Annotated in this window: 17 protein-coding genes and 1 pseudogene; 7 read left to right on the top strand and 11 right to left on the bottom strand. The window is 62.4% G+C overall.

Translation table 11 applies throughout. The features are described 5' to 3' along the window. Positions 1–184: pseudogene (locus SO139_RS29140) on the bottom strand (acyl-CoA desaturase); the annotation flags it as partial. 216 nt (positions 185–400) lie between these two features. Between SO139_RS29140 and SO139_RS29135 the strand changes: the two are divergent. Continuing rightward, positions 401–1,198, top strand: coding sequence for a transglycosylase SLT domain-containing protein (locus SO139_RS29135; RefSeq protein ID WP_449382104.1), 798 nt, complete (start codon positions 401–403; stop codon positions 1,196–1,198). A gap of 628 nt (positions 1,199–1,826) precedes the next feature. Here SO139_RS29135 and SO139_RS29130 read toward each other — a convergent pair. Next, entirely contained in the window at positions 1,827–2,114 is a 288-nt protein-coding gene (locus SO139_RS29130) for a hypothetical protein (RefSeq protein ID WP_449382105.1), read from the bottom strand. Between the two features lie 213 nt (positions 2,115–2,327). On the opposite strand from SO139_RS29130, the gene SO139_RS29125 reads away from it, so the two are divergent. Continuing rightward, a complete protein-coding gene (locus tag SO139_RS29125; protein ID WP_449382106.1) occupies positions 2,328–3,290 on the top strand; it encodes a hypothetical protein in 963 nt (320 codons plus the stop codon). A gap of 103 nt (positions 3,291–3,393) precedes the next feature. Here the strand turns inward: SO139_RS29125 and SO139_RS29120 are convergent, their stop codons facing one another. Both SO139_RS29120 and SO139_RS29115 read right to left on the bottom strand, forming a co-directional pair. Continuing rightward, the gene (locus SO139_RS29120; protein WP_449382107.1) at positions 3,394–3,540 is read right to left on the bottom strand and encodes a hypothetical protein; all 147 of its coding nucleotides are present in this window, start codon (positions 3,538–3,540) and stop codon (positions 3,394–3,396) included. 365 nt (positions 3,541–3,905) lie between these two features. Further along, the gene (locus SO139_RS29115; RefSeq protein WP_449382108.1) at positions 3,906–5,312 is read right to left on the bottom strand and encodes an adenylate/guanylate cyclase domain-containing protein; all 1,407 of its coding nucleotides are present in this window, start codon (positions 5,310–5,312) and stop codon (positions 3,906–3,908) included. A 192-nt stretch (positions 5,313–5,504) separates the two neighbouring features. On the opposite strand from SO139_RS29115, the gene SO139_RS29110 reads away from it, so the two are divergent. Continuing rightward, a complete protein-coding gene (locus tag SO139_RS29110) occupies positions 5,505–5,855 on the top strand; it encodes a zinc ribbon domain-containing protein YjdM (RefSeq protein ID WP_449382154.1) in 351 nt (116 codons plus the stop codon). Between the two features lie 36 nt (positions 5,856–5,891). After that, the gene (locus SO139_RS29105; RefSeq protein WP_498541052.1) at positions 5,892–6,065 is read left to right on the top strand and encodes a hypothetical protein; all 174 of its coding nucleotides are present in this window, start codon (positions 5,892–5,894) and stop codon (positions 6,063–6,065) included. 215 nt (positions 6,066–6,280) lie between these two features. On the opposite strand, the gene SO139_RS29100 is transcribed toward SO139_RS29105, so the two are convergent. Both SO139_RS29100 and SO139_RS29095 read right to left on the bottom strand, forming a co-directional pair. Further along, positions 6,281–6,445 (bottom strand): Flp family type IVb pilin, encoded by a 165-nt coding sequence (locus SO139_RS29100; RefSeq protein WP_449382110.1) that lies wholly within the window; start codon positions 6,443–6,445, stop codon positions 6,281–6,283. 197 nt (positions 6,446–6,642) lie between these two features. Further along, positions 6,643–6,906 (bottom strand): hypothetical protein, encoded by a 264-nt coding sequence (locus tag SO139_RS29095; protein ID WP_498541051.1) that lies wholly within the window; start codon positions 6,904–6,906, stop codon positions 6,643–6,645. A 153-nt stretch (positions 6,907–7,059) separates the two neighbouring features. Between SO139_RS29095 and SO139_RS29090 the strand changes: the two genes are divergently transcribed. Beyond that, on the top strand, positions 7,060–7,683 hold the full coding sequence (locus SO139_RS29090; protein ID WP_449382112.1) for a phasin family protein: 624 nt from the start codon (positions 7,060–7,062) through the stop codon (positions 7,681–7,683). Between the two features lie 102 nt (positions 7,684–7,785). On the opposite strand, the gene SO139_RS29085 is transcribed toward SO139_RS29090, so the two are convergent. Then, positions 7,786–8,265: a hypothetical protein gene (locus SO139_RS29085; protein ID WP_449382113.1), complete on the bottom strand. Its 480-nt coding sequence runs from the start codon at positions 8,263–8,265 to the stop codon at positions 7,786–7,788. A gap of 159 nt (positions 8,266–8,424) precedes the next feature. Beyond that, a complete protein-coding gene (pdxY, locus tag SO139_RS29080; protein WP_449382114.1) occupies positions 8,425–9,228 on the bottom strand; it encodes a pyridoxal kinase in 804 nt (267 codons plus the stop codon). A gap of 324 nt (positions 9,229–9,552) precedes the next feature. Between pdxY and SO139_RS29075 the strand changes: the two genes are divergently transcribed. Together SO139_RS29075 and SO139_RS29070 are read left to right on the top strand one after the other, a co-directional pair. Next, positions 9,553–9,885, top strand: a complete 333-nt coding sequence (locus SO139_RS29075) for a GYD domain-containing protein (RefSeq protein ID WP_449382115.1) — start codon at positions 9,553–9,555, stop codon at positions 9,883–9,885. A gap of 499 nt (positions 9,886–10,384) precedes the next feature. Continuing rightward, positions 10,385–11,701: a hypothetical protein gene (locus tag SO139_RS29070; RefSeq protein ID WP_449382155.1), complete on the top strand. Its 1,317-nt coding sequence runs from the start codon at positions 10,385–10,387 to the stop codon at positions 11,699–11,701. 20 nt (positions 11,702–11,721) lie between these two features. Here SO139_RS29070 and SO139_RS29065 read toward each other — a convergent pair whose 3' ends face one another. From SO139_RS29065 to SO139_RS29055, 3 genes are all read right to left on the bottom strand, one after another. Beyond that, positions 11,722–12,102, bottom strand: a complete 381-nt coding sequence (locus tag SO139_RS29065) for a hypothetical protein (protein ID WP_449382116.1) — start codon at positions 12,100–12,102, stop codon at positions 11,722–11,724. Positions 12,103–12,132: 30 nt separating this feature from the next. Further along, positions 12,133–12,324, bottom strand: coding sequence for a hypothetical protein (locus tag SO139_RS29060; protein ID WP_474797175.1), 192 nt, complete (start codon positions 12,322–12,324; stop codon positions 12,133–12,135). Between the two features lie 161 nt (positions 12,325–12,485). Next, positions 12,486–12,767 carry a hypothetical protein gene (locus SO139_RS29055; RefSeq protein WP_474797172.1) on the bottom strand — a complete coding sequence of 94 codons (282 nt, stop codon included), beginning with the start codon at positions 12,765–12,767 and terminating at the stop codon, positions 12,486–12,488. Between the last annotated feature and the right edge of the window lie 70 nt (positions 12,768–12,837).

The following is a 12,837-nucleotide window of genomic DNA, read 5'->3' as shown; positions in this document are numbered from 1 at the left end:
GCACCCGGCCGATGCCTTGCCAGACTCCCCAGATCAGCGCAGCGATCGAACCGCCGATCATGAAGCCGAACGCGATATAGGAATCGAGAAACTTGGCGTCGACCACCGGACCTTCGAGAAGCACACCCGGTGGCATTTTCCGGTCCAAACCTTCTTCCGACGCCACGCTCCGAATTGCGGTCATTTCACTCGATCCATTTACGGAAAATTAACGCTACTGCGGCGCAACCTACAGACGCATGTTGTTTCTCGCAAGAACCCGATCGGCCGGGTGAGCGCAGAGCCGGGATTCAATGAGACGGAGTCGGAGGGCGGTGACGCCAGATTTCACGGCAATACCATCGACTTCGCCGGGTGATGGTCGCAAGCGCCAGCCGCATTAACCCTAGCTCCAAAAGCCATGCCAAGGAAAAGCAACAGCCTCCTCCCTCGCCTGCGCAAGTTCCGGCGGGGCGCCCGGTGGGTGCGAAAGACATTCGCGCGCGCACCGCGGATGGTTCGGATCGCGTGTGGCGTCGCGATGCTGCTTGCGGCCATCGCGCTTTTCAACATCGCCTATCACGTGATGCGCAAGCCGACCGAGCTGTTCGTCTTTGTCGGAAACACCCTCGACAAGGAGCCGGCCGAGAACTGGCGGCAATACGGGCCGCTGTTCCGCACCTATTCCACCGCTACGATCACGCCCGAATTGCTGGCCGCGCTGGCGCAGGTCGAGAGTTCGGGCAATCCGGTGGCGCGCACCTACTGGCGCTGGCGATGGAGCCTCAATCCTCTCGCGATTTACCGGCCCGCCTCGAGCGCCGTCGGCCTCTACCAGATGACTGATCCGGCTTATGCCGAGGCCGCGCGGTTCTGCATCCGCGGCAACGCGGTCACGGAGACCGGCTGCGGGTTCACCAGCTTCCATATCCGCGCAATCCCGAGCCACGCGATCGAGCTGGCATCGGTGTATCTGGACCGCAATGTGGTTGCGGTTCTCGGCCTCGCGGGCGATGTGAAGGCAAGCGCGCAGCAGAAGCAGGATCTGGCCGCTCTGATCCATCTCTGCGGCGCGGGCCCCGCCTTAGCCTACGCACGCCGTCACTTTCAGATGATGGCCGGCGAGCGCTGCGGCGATCATCTCGTCGCGGGCTATATCTCCAGGGTCAACGCGATGAAGCGGCAATTCCTGCGCCTCGCGGCGGATGACGGCGGTTAAGTCTTAGAGGGCGTAGCAACGCGTAGGGTGGGCAAAGGAGCGTAAGCGACGTGCCCACCACTTCTGCCCGTGGCGACCAAAGAGGTGGGCACGCTTCGCTCTGCCCACCCTACAGTAGCCCGGATGAGCGTAGAGAGCGTACGGTGGCCGATCATGCGATCGTTGTTCACCACCAGTATGGCCACCGCCACCCCTCATAGCGGACCCACGACGGCACCAGCGGCGGACCGTACGGATCGACCCGGTCGTCCTCAGGGCGATAACGATAGCGTGGAACAACATTATAATCCCACGGAGTGGGCCTGAGCACGGGCACCGTGACAACAAGCCTCTGCTGTGGTTCGCGAACTACCTGGGCCTTCCGTGCCCGGGCTTCAGCACCTGATATCCCAAGGTTACACACAACGAGGGCCGTTCCGAGAGCACATGCGACGGTCATCATTTTCATGCGTCAGTCTCCTTCCCGCGAAGAGTGCTGAAGGACACAAAGCAAGGCAAGCTAATTCGCTCTCGCCATGCTCGAATGACCGCCGTTGCCGCCGGCGGATTTCGGCCACCGCGCGCACCAAACCGGCTTGTCACGACATTTGGGGTGCGAAGCCCCTGCGATGGGTCGAGAGCTTCCCCGCTACCTGATCTTCGCCAGGCATTCCTTCAGGCGCTCCAGCTCCGAACGAACCTGCGTCTCCATTGTGTCTTGCAGTGCGGCTATGCCCCTGCTGGACAATTCCGCGGAGGCCTTTCTGTCCAGATTCTGCTTCCAATCCCGGATGGCTTGCCTGGTGGCCCTTTGGGCTTCCGAGGTCGCCTTGCCGTATTCCTTCATGCAGGCGTCGGCCATCGAGCATGTCTGGCAGTCCTGGGCGGCGGCCGGACTTGAAAGCAGCAGGGCGAGTAGCGCTGTCAGGACTCTCATTGATCATCCTCCCCGCCATAACATAGCACGTCGCACGGATGCCTAGGGGACAACGCGCGGCTGCAAGGCGATCGGGGAACAGCTCCTGTAGTCAACCCGCAGCCCGGATGACGGTCGCCATAATTTCTCCCTCGCGCCCGCGTTGTCTTGGACGGCGGCGAGAACTATCCTCTTGATCGGACTGCCGCACTCGTTCCGTTGACGCGAGGCTGAATGGAGAGCGCATCGGTGGCTGAGACGCACGACCCGAAGCCGGATGATCCGAAGCCTGCTGAACCGCACGCCGATGGCGAGCTGACGCGGGCCTATGAGCAGATCAAAAGCGCTAACGAAGAACTTGCGCGGCTGGACCGAGTGGTTTCCGGATTGGAACGCGGCAGCGATAGCCCGCCCGCCCCGCAAGCAAAGGCCGATGCGGAACGCAGCGACGTTTCCCCGGATAAGCCGCCGGCGCCGCAGAGCCCGGTTAGCCAGCAAGGTAACCATCAAGGCCTGAAAGGGGATCGACCCATGCTGCGCGCCTTCGTTGGCCTGCTGCTGGCGATAGGCATCCTTGGTGCTGCCTTCGCTTCGCAATATCGCGATGAGGCCAAAGCGATCATGGCGCGATGGGCCCCGCCGGCCGCGGTTGCGCCCCCGGAGGTGTCGGAGCCTCGCAATTCTCCGACGTCGCCGGTAGTCCAGCTAGCTGCTGCGGATGGGCCGACGTCCGTGCCGGCACCGCCGGTCCCCAAGGAACCGGAGAAGCAAGTGGAGAAGCAAGCGGAAAGTGTTCCGCCAGCCCCCGCCACACCGCCCGACCAGACAGCCGCCGAGCTCGCGCAATCGCTCAAGACCATCACGCAGTCGCTTGCGAGCATCAACGAAAAGCTCGAGCAACTGAAAAGCAGTCACGAGCAAACGCTTCGCGAGCAGGCCGACGCCATTCAACAACTCAAGACGGCGCGGGAGAAGGATGCGGGGGACGCTGCGCGCCTCGCTGCGCAGGTGCAGGCGCTGCAAACGCAGGTCGCTGCGTCATCCGCGAAACCAGTTGCGCGGACCGTGATGAAGGAGAACGATGCGCCTGTGCGCCAGCACGTACAGGCAGCCGCACCTCGGCGGGCCCGGCCGCCGCGAGGACCCTGGATGCCCCCGCCCTATATGATGGACCTTTACGGCTATCCGGATTGGTGAGCCTGTACGACGGGTAGAGCAGCCTAGCCCGGATGGAGCGACATCCGGGTCTTCCGTTCCCCGGATGTCGCTTCGCTCATTCGGGCTACGAGTTCACTTTCGCTCAGAAAAATCCCGGGCTGAGATCCAGCCCATAGGTCAAGCCCAGCACGAACACGAACAGCGCGGCCGCCGCGAACAGCGCCAGATGCCTGAGAATGAAACCACGTAGCGAGGTGGTGGCAATGACAGCTTTCTGCGCAACGGGCATGACGGCCTCCAGTATGATTTCCAGAAATGGCCGCGCAAGATGCGGCGACCGCATCAAGCAGCGCGATCTGCAAAGCAACCATTAAAGAGATCACGTCCGTCTTGAACGGCCGTACATAAGGAGTCGCGTAGCCCGGATGGAGCGCAGCGCAATCCGGGTATTGTCCCGTGGGCTCCAGTCCCGGATTTCGCTTTGCTCCATCCGGGCTGCGGACCGTCAACTGCGATGATGACATCATGCCGGTGATTTGCCCGACGCGTCAACCGAATTCGTCAAATCCGTAGATCGTCCCACCCGGCCACCGGCTACTTTGCATGGGGTTGTTTTCGCGTTTTTGGTTTTGTCCCCACCCGGCCCTGCCCGCCTCAGGGGATCTCGTACACCGACACCCGGTCCGCGATGCCGCTCAGTGCCACGCTGCGGCGCGTCGGCTGCAAGCCGCCGGCCTCGAGCAGGGTCCGCGCGCTGGCGTGCTCCACCACCGGCTCCGTCACCACGATCGCGCGTGAGGCGGCAAGCCCCTGGACGCGCGAGGCGATGTTGACGGTCTGGCCGAAATAGTCCTGCTGGCCGTTGAGCGTGACCGCGAGGCACGAGCCTTCGTGGATGCCCATCTTCAGCAGCAGGCCCTGATGCTGGCGCTCGGCGCCGAGGTCGCTCATCGCCTCGCGCATGCGGATGGCGGCGGCAATGGCACGGTCGGGCGTCTCGAAGGTCGCCATCACGGCATCGCCAATCGTCTTCACGATGGCGCCGTGTTCGGAGACGATGATCTCCTGCAAGAGGCGAAAATGCTCATTGACGAGATCGAAGGCGACGAGATCGCCGACATGCTCGTAGAGCCCCGTCGAATCGCGCAAGTCCGAGAACAGGAAGGTCAGGCTGAGGATCTTCAGGCGCTGGCCGATGGCGAGTGTGTCGGTGCGGTAGAGATCGCGAAAAGTCTGGTTGGTGAGGAGGCGTTTTGCCGTCAGCGCCGGCTTGCGCCGCGTCAGGAGATCCTCGAGCGCCTTGTTTGCGACCCACACCGCCGGCAGCACGCGGCCATCGGTGCGGTTGTCCAGCGCCAGCCGCAACGGCCCCGGGCGCAGTGTGACCGCCTCGGCAGGCGTCTCGGCCTTGCTGAAGATCATCGAGAGGTTTTGCCGCTCGCTGGTCTCCTCGCCCTTGATCTCGAGGAACTGGGCGGTGTGCGTCACGGGATCGAAGACGATCAACGTGCCTTCCGGCGCGTGCAGGGACAGGATGGCTCGCTCGCCCGGCGGCAGGTCGAAGGTCTCGAGCGTCACCTCGCGCAGCAGCGTCTCCACGTCGCCCGGGAGATCGATCGCCGAGCTCCAGAAGATCTGGCGATAGTAGTCGGCCAGCGACAGCTCGTCGGGATTGTGGGCCGCGATCTTGCGCACCCGCGGGCTGATCGTGAAGGTCACCTCGACCAGATTGTCCAGCGTCGTCTCATAGCCCGCGGCGCAGAAGGCGCAATGATAGTGCGGGCTGTTGAGGGTCTTCAGGCTCTTGTTGGCGGACAGCACACCGGCGCAGCTCGGGCAGATCACGCTCCAGGTCAGCTCGGCCATGCCGAGCTGCACCGCGTGCAGCAGGCCTGCGACGACGCGCTCCTCGTCGAGGCCGGCATTTGCCGCAAGGTCGAGCGCGTTCATGCGGTTCAAGGCATGGTCCGGCGCCTCCCGCACCATGCGCTCGAGCATGTCGACGACGCCTTCGTCAGCCGACTGGCGCAACACACCAAACAGGGTTTCGATTTCGCTCATGCAATGATGTTACCTGAAAGAGGCGCAAGCGGTAATCCGCTCCCCATCAGCTATGCTTCGTGAGGCAGGCCACAAGCCGTATCAGCCAAATGCTGCGTCACGATGATGGGAGGGAAACGGCCCGGATTTCCCTTGCTTTCCCCTCCCCGGCCCCTACGGTGCGCCCGCCTGAGAAGGGGGATGAGTTTGACGATGGACGACGCCATGAAATGCCCGAACTGCCGTTCGGAGCATGCCTACCAGGATCGCGGTCTCTGGGTCTGCCCGGAATGCGCCCATGAGTGGAGCACGTCGACTGAGGCGGCCTCGGAAGCGGCGCAGGAGGCGGGCGCGCGTGATGCCAACGGCAATGGGCTTGCCGATGGCGACAGCGTCATCGTGATCAAGGACCTCAAGATCAAGGGATCGTCGTCGGTCGTCAAAGGCGGCACCAAGGTCAGGAACATCCGCCTCCAGGACGCCAGCGACGGGCACAACATCGCCTGCAAGATCGACGGCATCGGCGCGATGAATCTGAAATCGGAGTTCGTGCGGAAGGCGTAAAGCCGCACCACGACGACCAGCGAAGCGAGGACGACCATGAACGGCAATCGCTACTACGGAGTTCGGGTCGAGAGCGCGAAATATGGCGTCGGGTTCGGCTCGGCGCTGGCCATCGCGATCTCCTACACCAAGAACCATTCGATCCTGTGGGCGATCATCCATGGCATCTTGGGCTGGATTTACGTGATCTACGCCGCGCTGTTCGGTTGATCGGCCCCAACGGTCCGACAGATTCCCCGTTTACAAAATTTCTGATTTGCGGTATTTATCAATCAACGCGATCGGTAAAGCGTTCAGTAGCCGGACGGAGCGACTTGTCCGCCGTAGCTCAACGAGCGAAGGCCGAAGCGCAAACCGGAACTTCGGCCCTGCGGCATGGTCCCGGATTACGCTTTCACTCCATCCGGGGCCACGCGTTCAGCGCTCTACTTCAACGCGGTCGCCAGCGCGGTGAGTTTCTCAACCAGATTGGTGCCGAGCGCATAGATGACTTCGATGATGGCAAGCGCGATGCCGGCGGCAATCAGTCCGTACTCGATCGCGGTCGCGCCGGACTCGTCAGCGATAAATTTTGCGAAAATGCGCTTCAAGATCGTATCCTTTCCGGTTGTGCCAGGCTTGGCCTGCGCGCAACCGGATAGTGTGCGCAATCTACGATTGAGTTAATTTAGGTCTGTCAATTTGACGATACGCGAGCCCGGGGCTGCACCTGGACCGTGGTCGCGGGATCAGCCGGCAGGATGGGCTGGCTAACGGCGCAGGCCCACCCTGCTCTCTCGGATCGTGCTCAGCGCGCGGTGCCGGTTGTCACCGGCGCGGTCGTTGCGGTCGTCACTTTGGCGCGCGACGTCAGCACGCTGACCTGTTGCGGAGATGGCGCGGTGGTGGCGGCCGCCTGCTGGTTCACGTGCGCGGCGCCGAGCAGGCCCACCTGCACCGGCGAGACCGGAAAGCCATTGGCTTCATAGCTCGGCAGTTCCGCGGCGAACGCTGCGGTGGCAGCAGCAACCGACATGGCGGCAGCTGCAATGGTTAACGAAATTGTCTTCACACCGAATCTCCTGGGTAGATTTGAGATCCGGAGCTATGTCCTTATGCTGCAGTGCGGTAGCCCGTGTTGCTGCATTGCAACAATGCAGATTTCGCAGGTGCCACGGAAGCTGATACCTCCGGGCCCGGCGTTCATCCTGCCAAATCTCATCACATGCCTGCCACGCCCGCGACAAGCCGTAATCGCGATTTTAGCGCAAATACGGCGGAGGGTTGTGGCTTCATCGATTTGGGGAGTGATTTTGTAATGTTGAGCGCGGACCAGACCAAGCCGACCGGAAAATCCGGCCAGCGTAACCGAAAGAAAAAGACGAAGCAGACCAAGGCCGACGAGCAACACGCGACCGCAACGGATCAGTTGCCGGCTGCCGAGCCGGAAACCAGTCAAGCGACCGAGCTGGAGGCCGATGTCGACCTCAATCTGCAGCTCCCGTCGACCGAGATTTCAACCACCGAGGCAGCAGACGTGCCAGCCGCTTCGATGGAACTCGTACCGGTTAGTCTTCAGGCGATCACAGATGCCTATGGCGACTACACCAGGAGGTCGTTTGAACACGCCTGGTCTTTCGTCGGGAAGCTTGCGAGCGCTAGCTCACCTGCGGAGGCGTTCGAGCTTCAGATGGAATTCGCCAAGCAGGCGTATGATAGCTTCGTCGCAGAATCGCAGAAAATCGCCGGCCTGCACGAACAATTGGTCAAGCAGAGGGTCGTAAATTTTGAGGGCTTCGTGGCCAGGATCACCCAGACCACGCTGGAAGTCCGTGCAACGCGCCACTAGCCGATAATGCGGCAGATCGCGAAGCTCTCGAAAAAAGCAAAAAGAGACCGCCCGAGGGCGGTCTCACATCCCTCGGATCAAGGGGACCAGATCCAGAGGGATCTACGCGCTTTCGGAGACCTGCTCCTGCTCGGCCGGCTCATTCTCCTCCGTGGAGGAAACACGGCCTGAGGCTTCCATTCTGCGCTTCACCTGCTCGCATGTCTTGCGGACGTCCTCGGTGAACAGGGCGCATTCTTCGATCCTCTTGAAGATCTTGCGTCCTTCTTCCCGGTAACCCGCAGCCGTTTCGCGCATATACGCGATCGCATCGTGCACCTGGGCCGTCAGCTCTTCGCATTTTCGCGCAGCGCCGATCAGCTCGGCCCCCATCGCCTCGATCTCTTTTGCGGCGGACTCGTAGTCGCGAATGACCGCCTCTGCGCTGAGGGCCCCTACGCGCGTGACCCCCTCCGTGTGCTCGACATAATCAGGTAATGCAATTGAAGCTAATGAACTTCCCGGGCGAACCGACGCAATGTCCGCCTCTAGCTGAACCAAGTTTACCGAGTCCTTTCTTCGCAATTGCTCAACACTTGCCATGGATAGGTTCTCCCGATACGCGCCCGAACAACCCCAACCCACACAATGTATTACGGGGACAATAGGGCTTCTAACTGTATGTGTTGTTGACGGCCCGAAGTTTGCCGCATTTCCGAACCGCCACGTTTAGCATCCATAGATAATTACAATAGCACTTACTCAATCTGTAGGTGTGACGAGGCAAAGCTCCTCCGACCCGGCTTGATGTGTGTGTCCGAGCACCGCAAACACAGCATCGACTGCCAGCTGAACCGCCGTCTCGGCCGTCACTCCCTTCGCAAGCCCCGCCGCCACGAGTCCCGACAGCAGGTCGCCGGTCCCGCACGGCCGGATCGGCAGCCGTGCTGTCGCAAAGCGCGACAGTTTTTCGCCCTGCCAGAGGGTCGTCTCCACCTGCGCTGCTGGCGTGTCGGCGAGCGTGCAACCGGTCGCGATGACGCCTCGGGGGCCCTGCGCCGCGAGGGCGACGCTCGCGGCCAGCAGGCTGGACGCATCCTTCACTGCAATACCGGACAGCAGTTCCAGCTCGAACTGGTTCGGCGTGATGATGGTCGCAGACGGCACGAGCCGCTTGCGGATCACATCCAAAATGCCGTCCGCGACGTAGACCTTGCCGTCGTCCCCGATCACGGGGTCGCAGAGATAGATAAGCTTTGGATTTCGTCGCCGCGCGCGCTCGACGAAATCGGCGATGACCTCTGCATTTGCAGGCGAGCCGAGATAGCCCGTGAGAAGGACGCTTCCCCGCTCGATCAGGCCCCGCTCCTCGACGCCGAGCAGGAGATCGGCCACCAGATCCGCGTCCAGCACGCGGCCGCGCAGCGTCGGATAGCGCGGGTGGTTCGACAGCAATGTCGTCGGCACCGCCGCGACATTCACGCCCTCCGCCTGCATGGGATAGACGGCGGCCGAGTTGCCGACATGGCCGTGAACGACCTGACTTTGAATGGAGATGACGAGCATGTGCGCGATTTGACCTGGAGGATGCGACTTGCAGGAGTTGATTTGGAAGATTTAATTTGGAGGTGGATGGAGCGAAAGCGATACTCATCAATTGCTCCACCAAGATGATACCTTTCGCAAGAGCCCAACCGCGCTTGCACGAGGTGAACGCATTGTCGCGTCGGAAAAAGGGACTATAGTCCCTCGCTGCCGCCACACTGGACGTGCCGAAGTCCGCTTCGTTTTTCAGGCAGCTTGCATGCCGTCGGCAGGCTTGATCCTCGCCCTTGCGGGCGCCTTTTTCAAAAAGCTGATCGTGCGCTCAGTCACCCAACGGAGGGAACGATGCCATTGTTCATCACCTACGTCTCCTATTCGAACACGGGCGTGAAGGGACTTGTCGAAAAGCCGACGGACCGCACCGAGGTCGTCAACACGCTGGTCGAGAAGGCCGGCGGCAAGTTGCTTGGCGCGTTCATGACCACCGGCGCGCATGATGCCGTGATCATCACGGATATGCCCGACGGCTCCGATGCCATCGCGGTCGGCATGGCGGCTGCTGCGAGCGGTGCGATCGCGAAAATCGAAACGGTGCGCGCCTGGAAGATGGGCGAGTTCAAGTCGGTCGCGGAAAAGGCCTCGCGCCTCGCCGCCGCTTACACGCCGCCGGGAAAGTAGAGCCGGTAATGGTGCGCGATGCTGGCGCGCCTTGGCACTATCTGCATATCGGCCTGGCCGGGCGCGCTCCAGTCATGACTTTTCACGCTGCATCGCGCGTTAAGGGTTTGCATTAAGCGAAGTCATAGTTCCTCATTTCGCGTGAAACAATTTTCTATTAAGGTCGACGCGACCGGGCAGAATGTTTCAGCTCGTGCCGATTTTGAGAATCCCGGGGCTGGCTTTGCGGTACCTACTTTGATTGGCTCTGCGCTTATGACTTCAAAGGCCGCCCGTTGGGCGGCCTTTTTGTTTTCAGCGTCGTGATCGTGCGACGCTCAGCGAGGCGTATGGGAACTGCAGGGAACCCGCGCGTGTCCACCGGGACACACTCACGCTGAAAAGCTCCGCAACCGTCTTTTGTGCCATTGCGCCGCCATATCATCGCCCGAACAATTGCTGCGTCGCATGCTTGGCTGTTGCAATCGGGTTCCGGCGGGAGCCTTTGGAGGCTGGGATGATGAACGATCAGCGCTCTCTCATCGTGGCGGTGTCGTGCCCCGTGGCGGTACTCGCGGGCTCCTTTGCACTTTGGCTCACCACAGTCGCCCCTGGGGCAATCCAGAATAGCAGCGCCAACGTCGCTGCAGACTCTTCCGCACCTGCTCTCGCCGCGCGCGGCGAACCTGCCGACGTCCCGCGCGCTGCGACCGTGAGCGAGCCCGTCGCCGTGATCGACGTGCCGACGATCGCACTGCCGGCGGTGAGCACGACGACGACCGACGTGGTGCCAGCCGCGACCGCATCGGATCCCATCGTCAAGCTTGCATCGGCCGATCCAGCACAGATGCTGCCGGCGGAAACAGCGCCGCAGCCCGCAAGTTCAAGCACGCCGGAGCGCATCACCGCCACGGAGACGCACGAGCCGACCGTCAAGCTTGCTTCCGCAGATCCGACGGATGTGCTGCCTGCGGAGACGCCGCCACTCGCCGCAGCGAGCGCGGAGCCCGTCTCGACCGACGCGACAGCCGTCACGCGCGAGGGTCCGGATCCGCTCGAAGTCGCCGACGAATGCCTCGTCGTCGACGTCTGCATCGACCGCTATCTCTGGGCGCTCTATCAGCGCACGCCCAAGGAGGATTCGATCAAGGAGGAGGAGCGCCGTAGCGTGACGGTGAAGCGTCGCGGCAAGATGGTGACGGTCATGAGGACGTTCACCAAGCTGGTCGACGAGGATTTTGCCTGGAAGGATCCGAAGGCCGCGGACAAGGCCGGCATGTCGCTGATGGATTACGTGATCGGCGGCATGGACCGCAGCTTCAAGCTCAAGCTGTTCCACGCGCTTCACGCCGCGCAGGCGGCCGGTCTCGAGCCCGGCATTACCAGCGCCTTCCGCGACGACTATCGTCAATCGATCGCGAGCGGCCTGAAAGCCGCCTCCAACCGGTCGTATCATGGCGGCAGCACCCGTGGCGGTTATGGCCATGGGCTCGCCGCCGATATCGTGAGCGTCAAGGGCGAGAACCGCGCGCAGCGTTGGGTCTCCACCGAACTGCTATGGAAGTGGGTCGATGCCAACGGCAAGGCGCTCGGCATCGGCCGGCCCTATCTCGACCACGATCCGCCGCATGTTGGCCCTATCGACGGCCAGGAATATGTGTCTCGCCGGGGCGGCGCGACCTCCAGGCAGGCCACGGCTGAGGCGAAGCCGCACAAAAAGATTGCTGCGAGGAAGCTCGCGGCCGCACGCTCGGCCCGGCACACCGTTGCGCGCGATGCGCGAGGCTCCGCGAAACAGCCGCAGGCGGCCAGAGCTTCGAAAGTGCGCACGAGCTGAGCGGGTAGCCGCGTAACCCGTTACCTCTGCGGCACTGACGCTGGCGGTCGCAGCGACGACCGAGGTGCACCGGTGGGCTTCGACGATTTCGCCGCCGCGCGCGACTTTCCCGCGGGCGGGCTGTCGACACTCTCCAGATAGGCGGCGAGCGCCTTCGCCGAATCCGCGCTGCTCGCATAATGGTCCTTCAGGAACCAATAGAGCGTGAAGCTGAAGCGCCCCTTGGCGAGACCGCGCGGGCTGCGGTGGCAGCTCGCGCAGCCATCGGCAAACAGTTTTTGCGGCGGCTTGCCCTCGTCGAGATTTTGCGCGCGCGCAATGGTCGCGGTCAGCAGGACTGCTGCGGCCACGCCAAACAGGGGCGCGATTAGCCCGCGCCCCGATCGATCAGATGACGTCAAAATTGTCCCCTGTCCCCATCAAGCGGCCGGTCAGGCCGCCAGCAACGCCTCGAATTCGGCCGGCGCGTAGGCCTTGCCATCCTGGTCGGTTATCACGACCTGCCAGCCTTCGCTCGCCCACACGCGCGCCTTCGCCACGATCACGAGCCGGCTCTCACGCTCGAACCTATACGTCTCATTGTCGCGTTCTGCGACCATCTTGTAAGCCACTGTCGTCCCCATCGCACGTCCCCTGCTCCCGCTTCTCACGTGCCAGCGGGCTTTGGCGGCAATTCGCCGGGAGCATGGCAATTTGGTGCCGTCCAGAGCATCGTGCAGCCTCGCGACCGCCGCCGCGGCACGCGAAACCATCACGTCATGGATGTCGGACGCGCTGGCGGCGGTCAATGCACGCGAATGACGTGCGGCCGGCCGAGGTCGATCAATCCTTGCACCGCCGAGAGGCGGTCTTCCAATGCTGCAATCGTCACAAGCAAATTGTTGCGCCGCTCGTCCAAAATACCCTTTTCGGCGTCGGACAATTTCGTCCTCGTCCGCTGCTGGTCGAGATCGAGAAGCGAGCCGCGATAGCCGGCGATCACACGCGCGAGCTGCTTCGCCTCCTTCGACATCGACTTCATCGCGACATTTTGCCGGCGCGTCTCCGAATGGCCTGGCTGTCTCATCGTCATCCTCCCGTAAGCCCCTTGCCCCGAGTGGACAAAGGGAGCATCCGGTGAAGTTGTTACGTTCGAT

The sequence above is a fragment of the Bradyrhizobium sp. UFLA05-89 genome (assembly GCF_059803475.1).
Note: the sequence above shows the minus strand (reverse complement) of the source record. Positions and strands in the feature narration are given on the sequence as shown.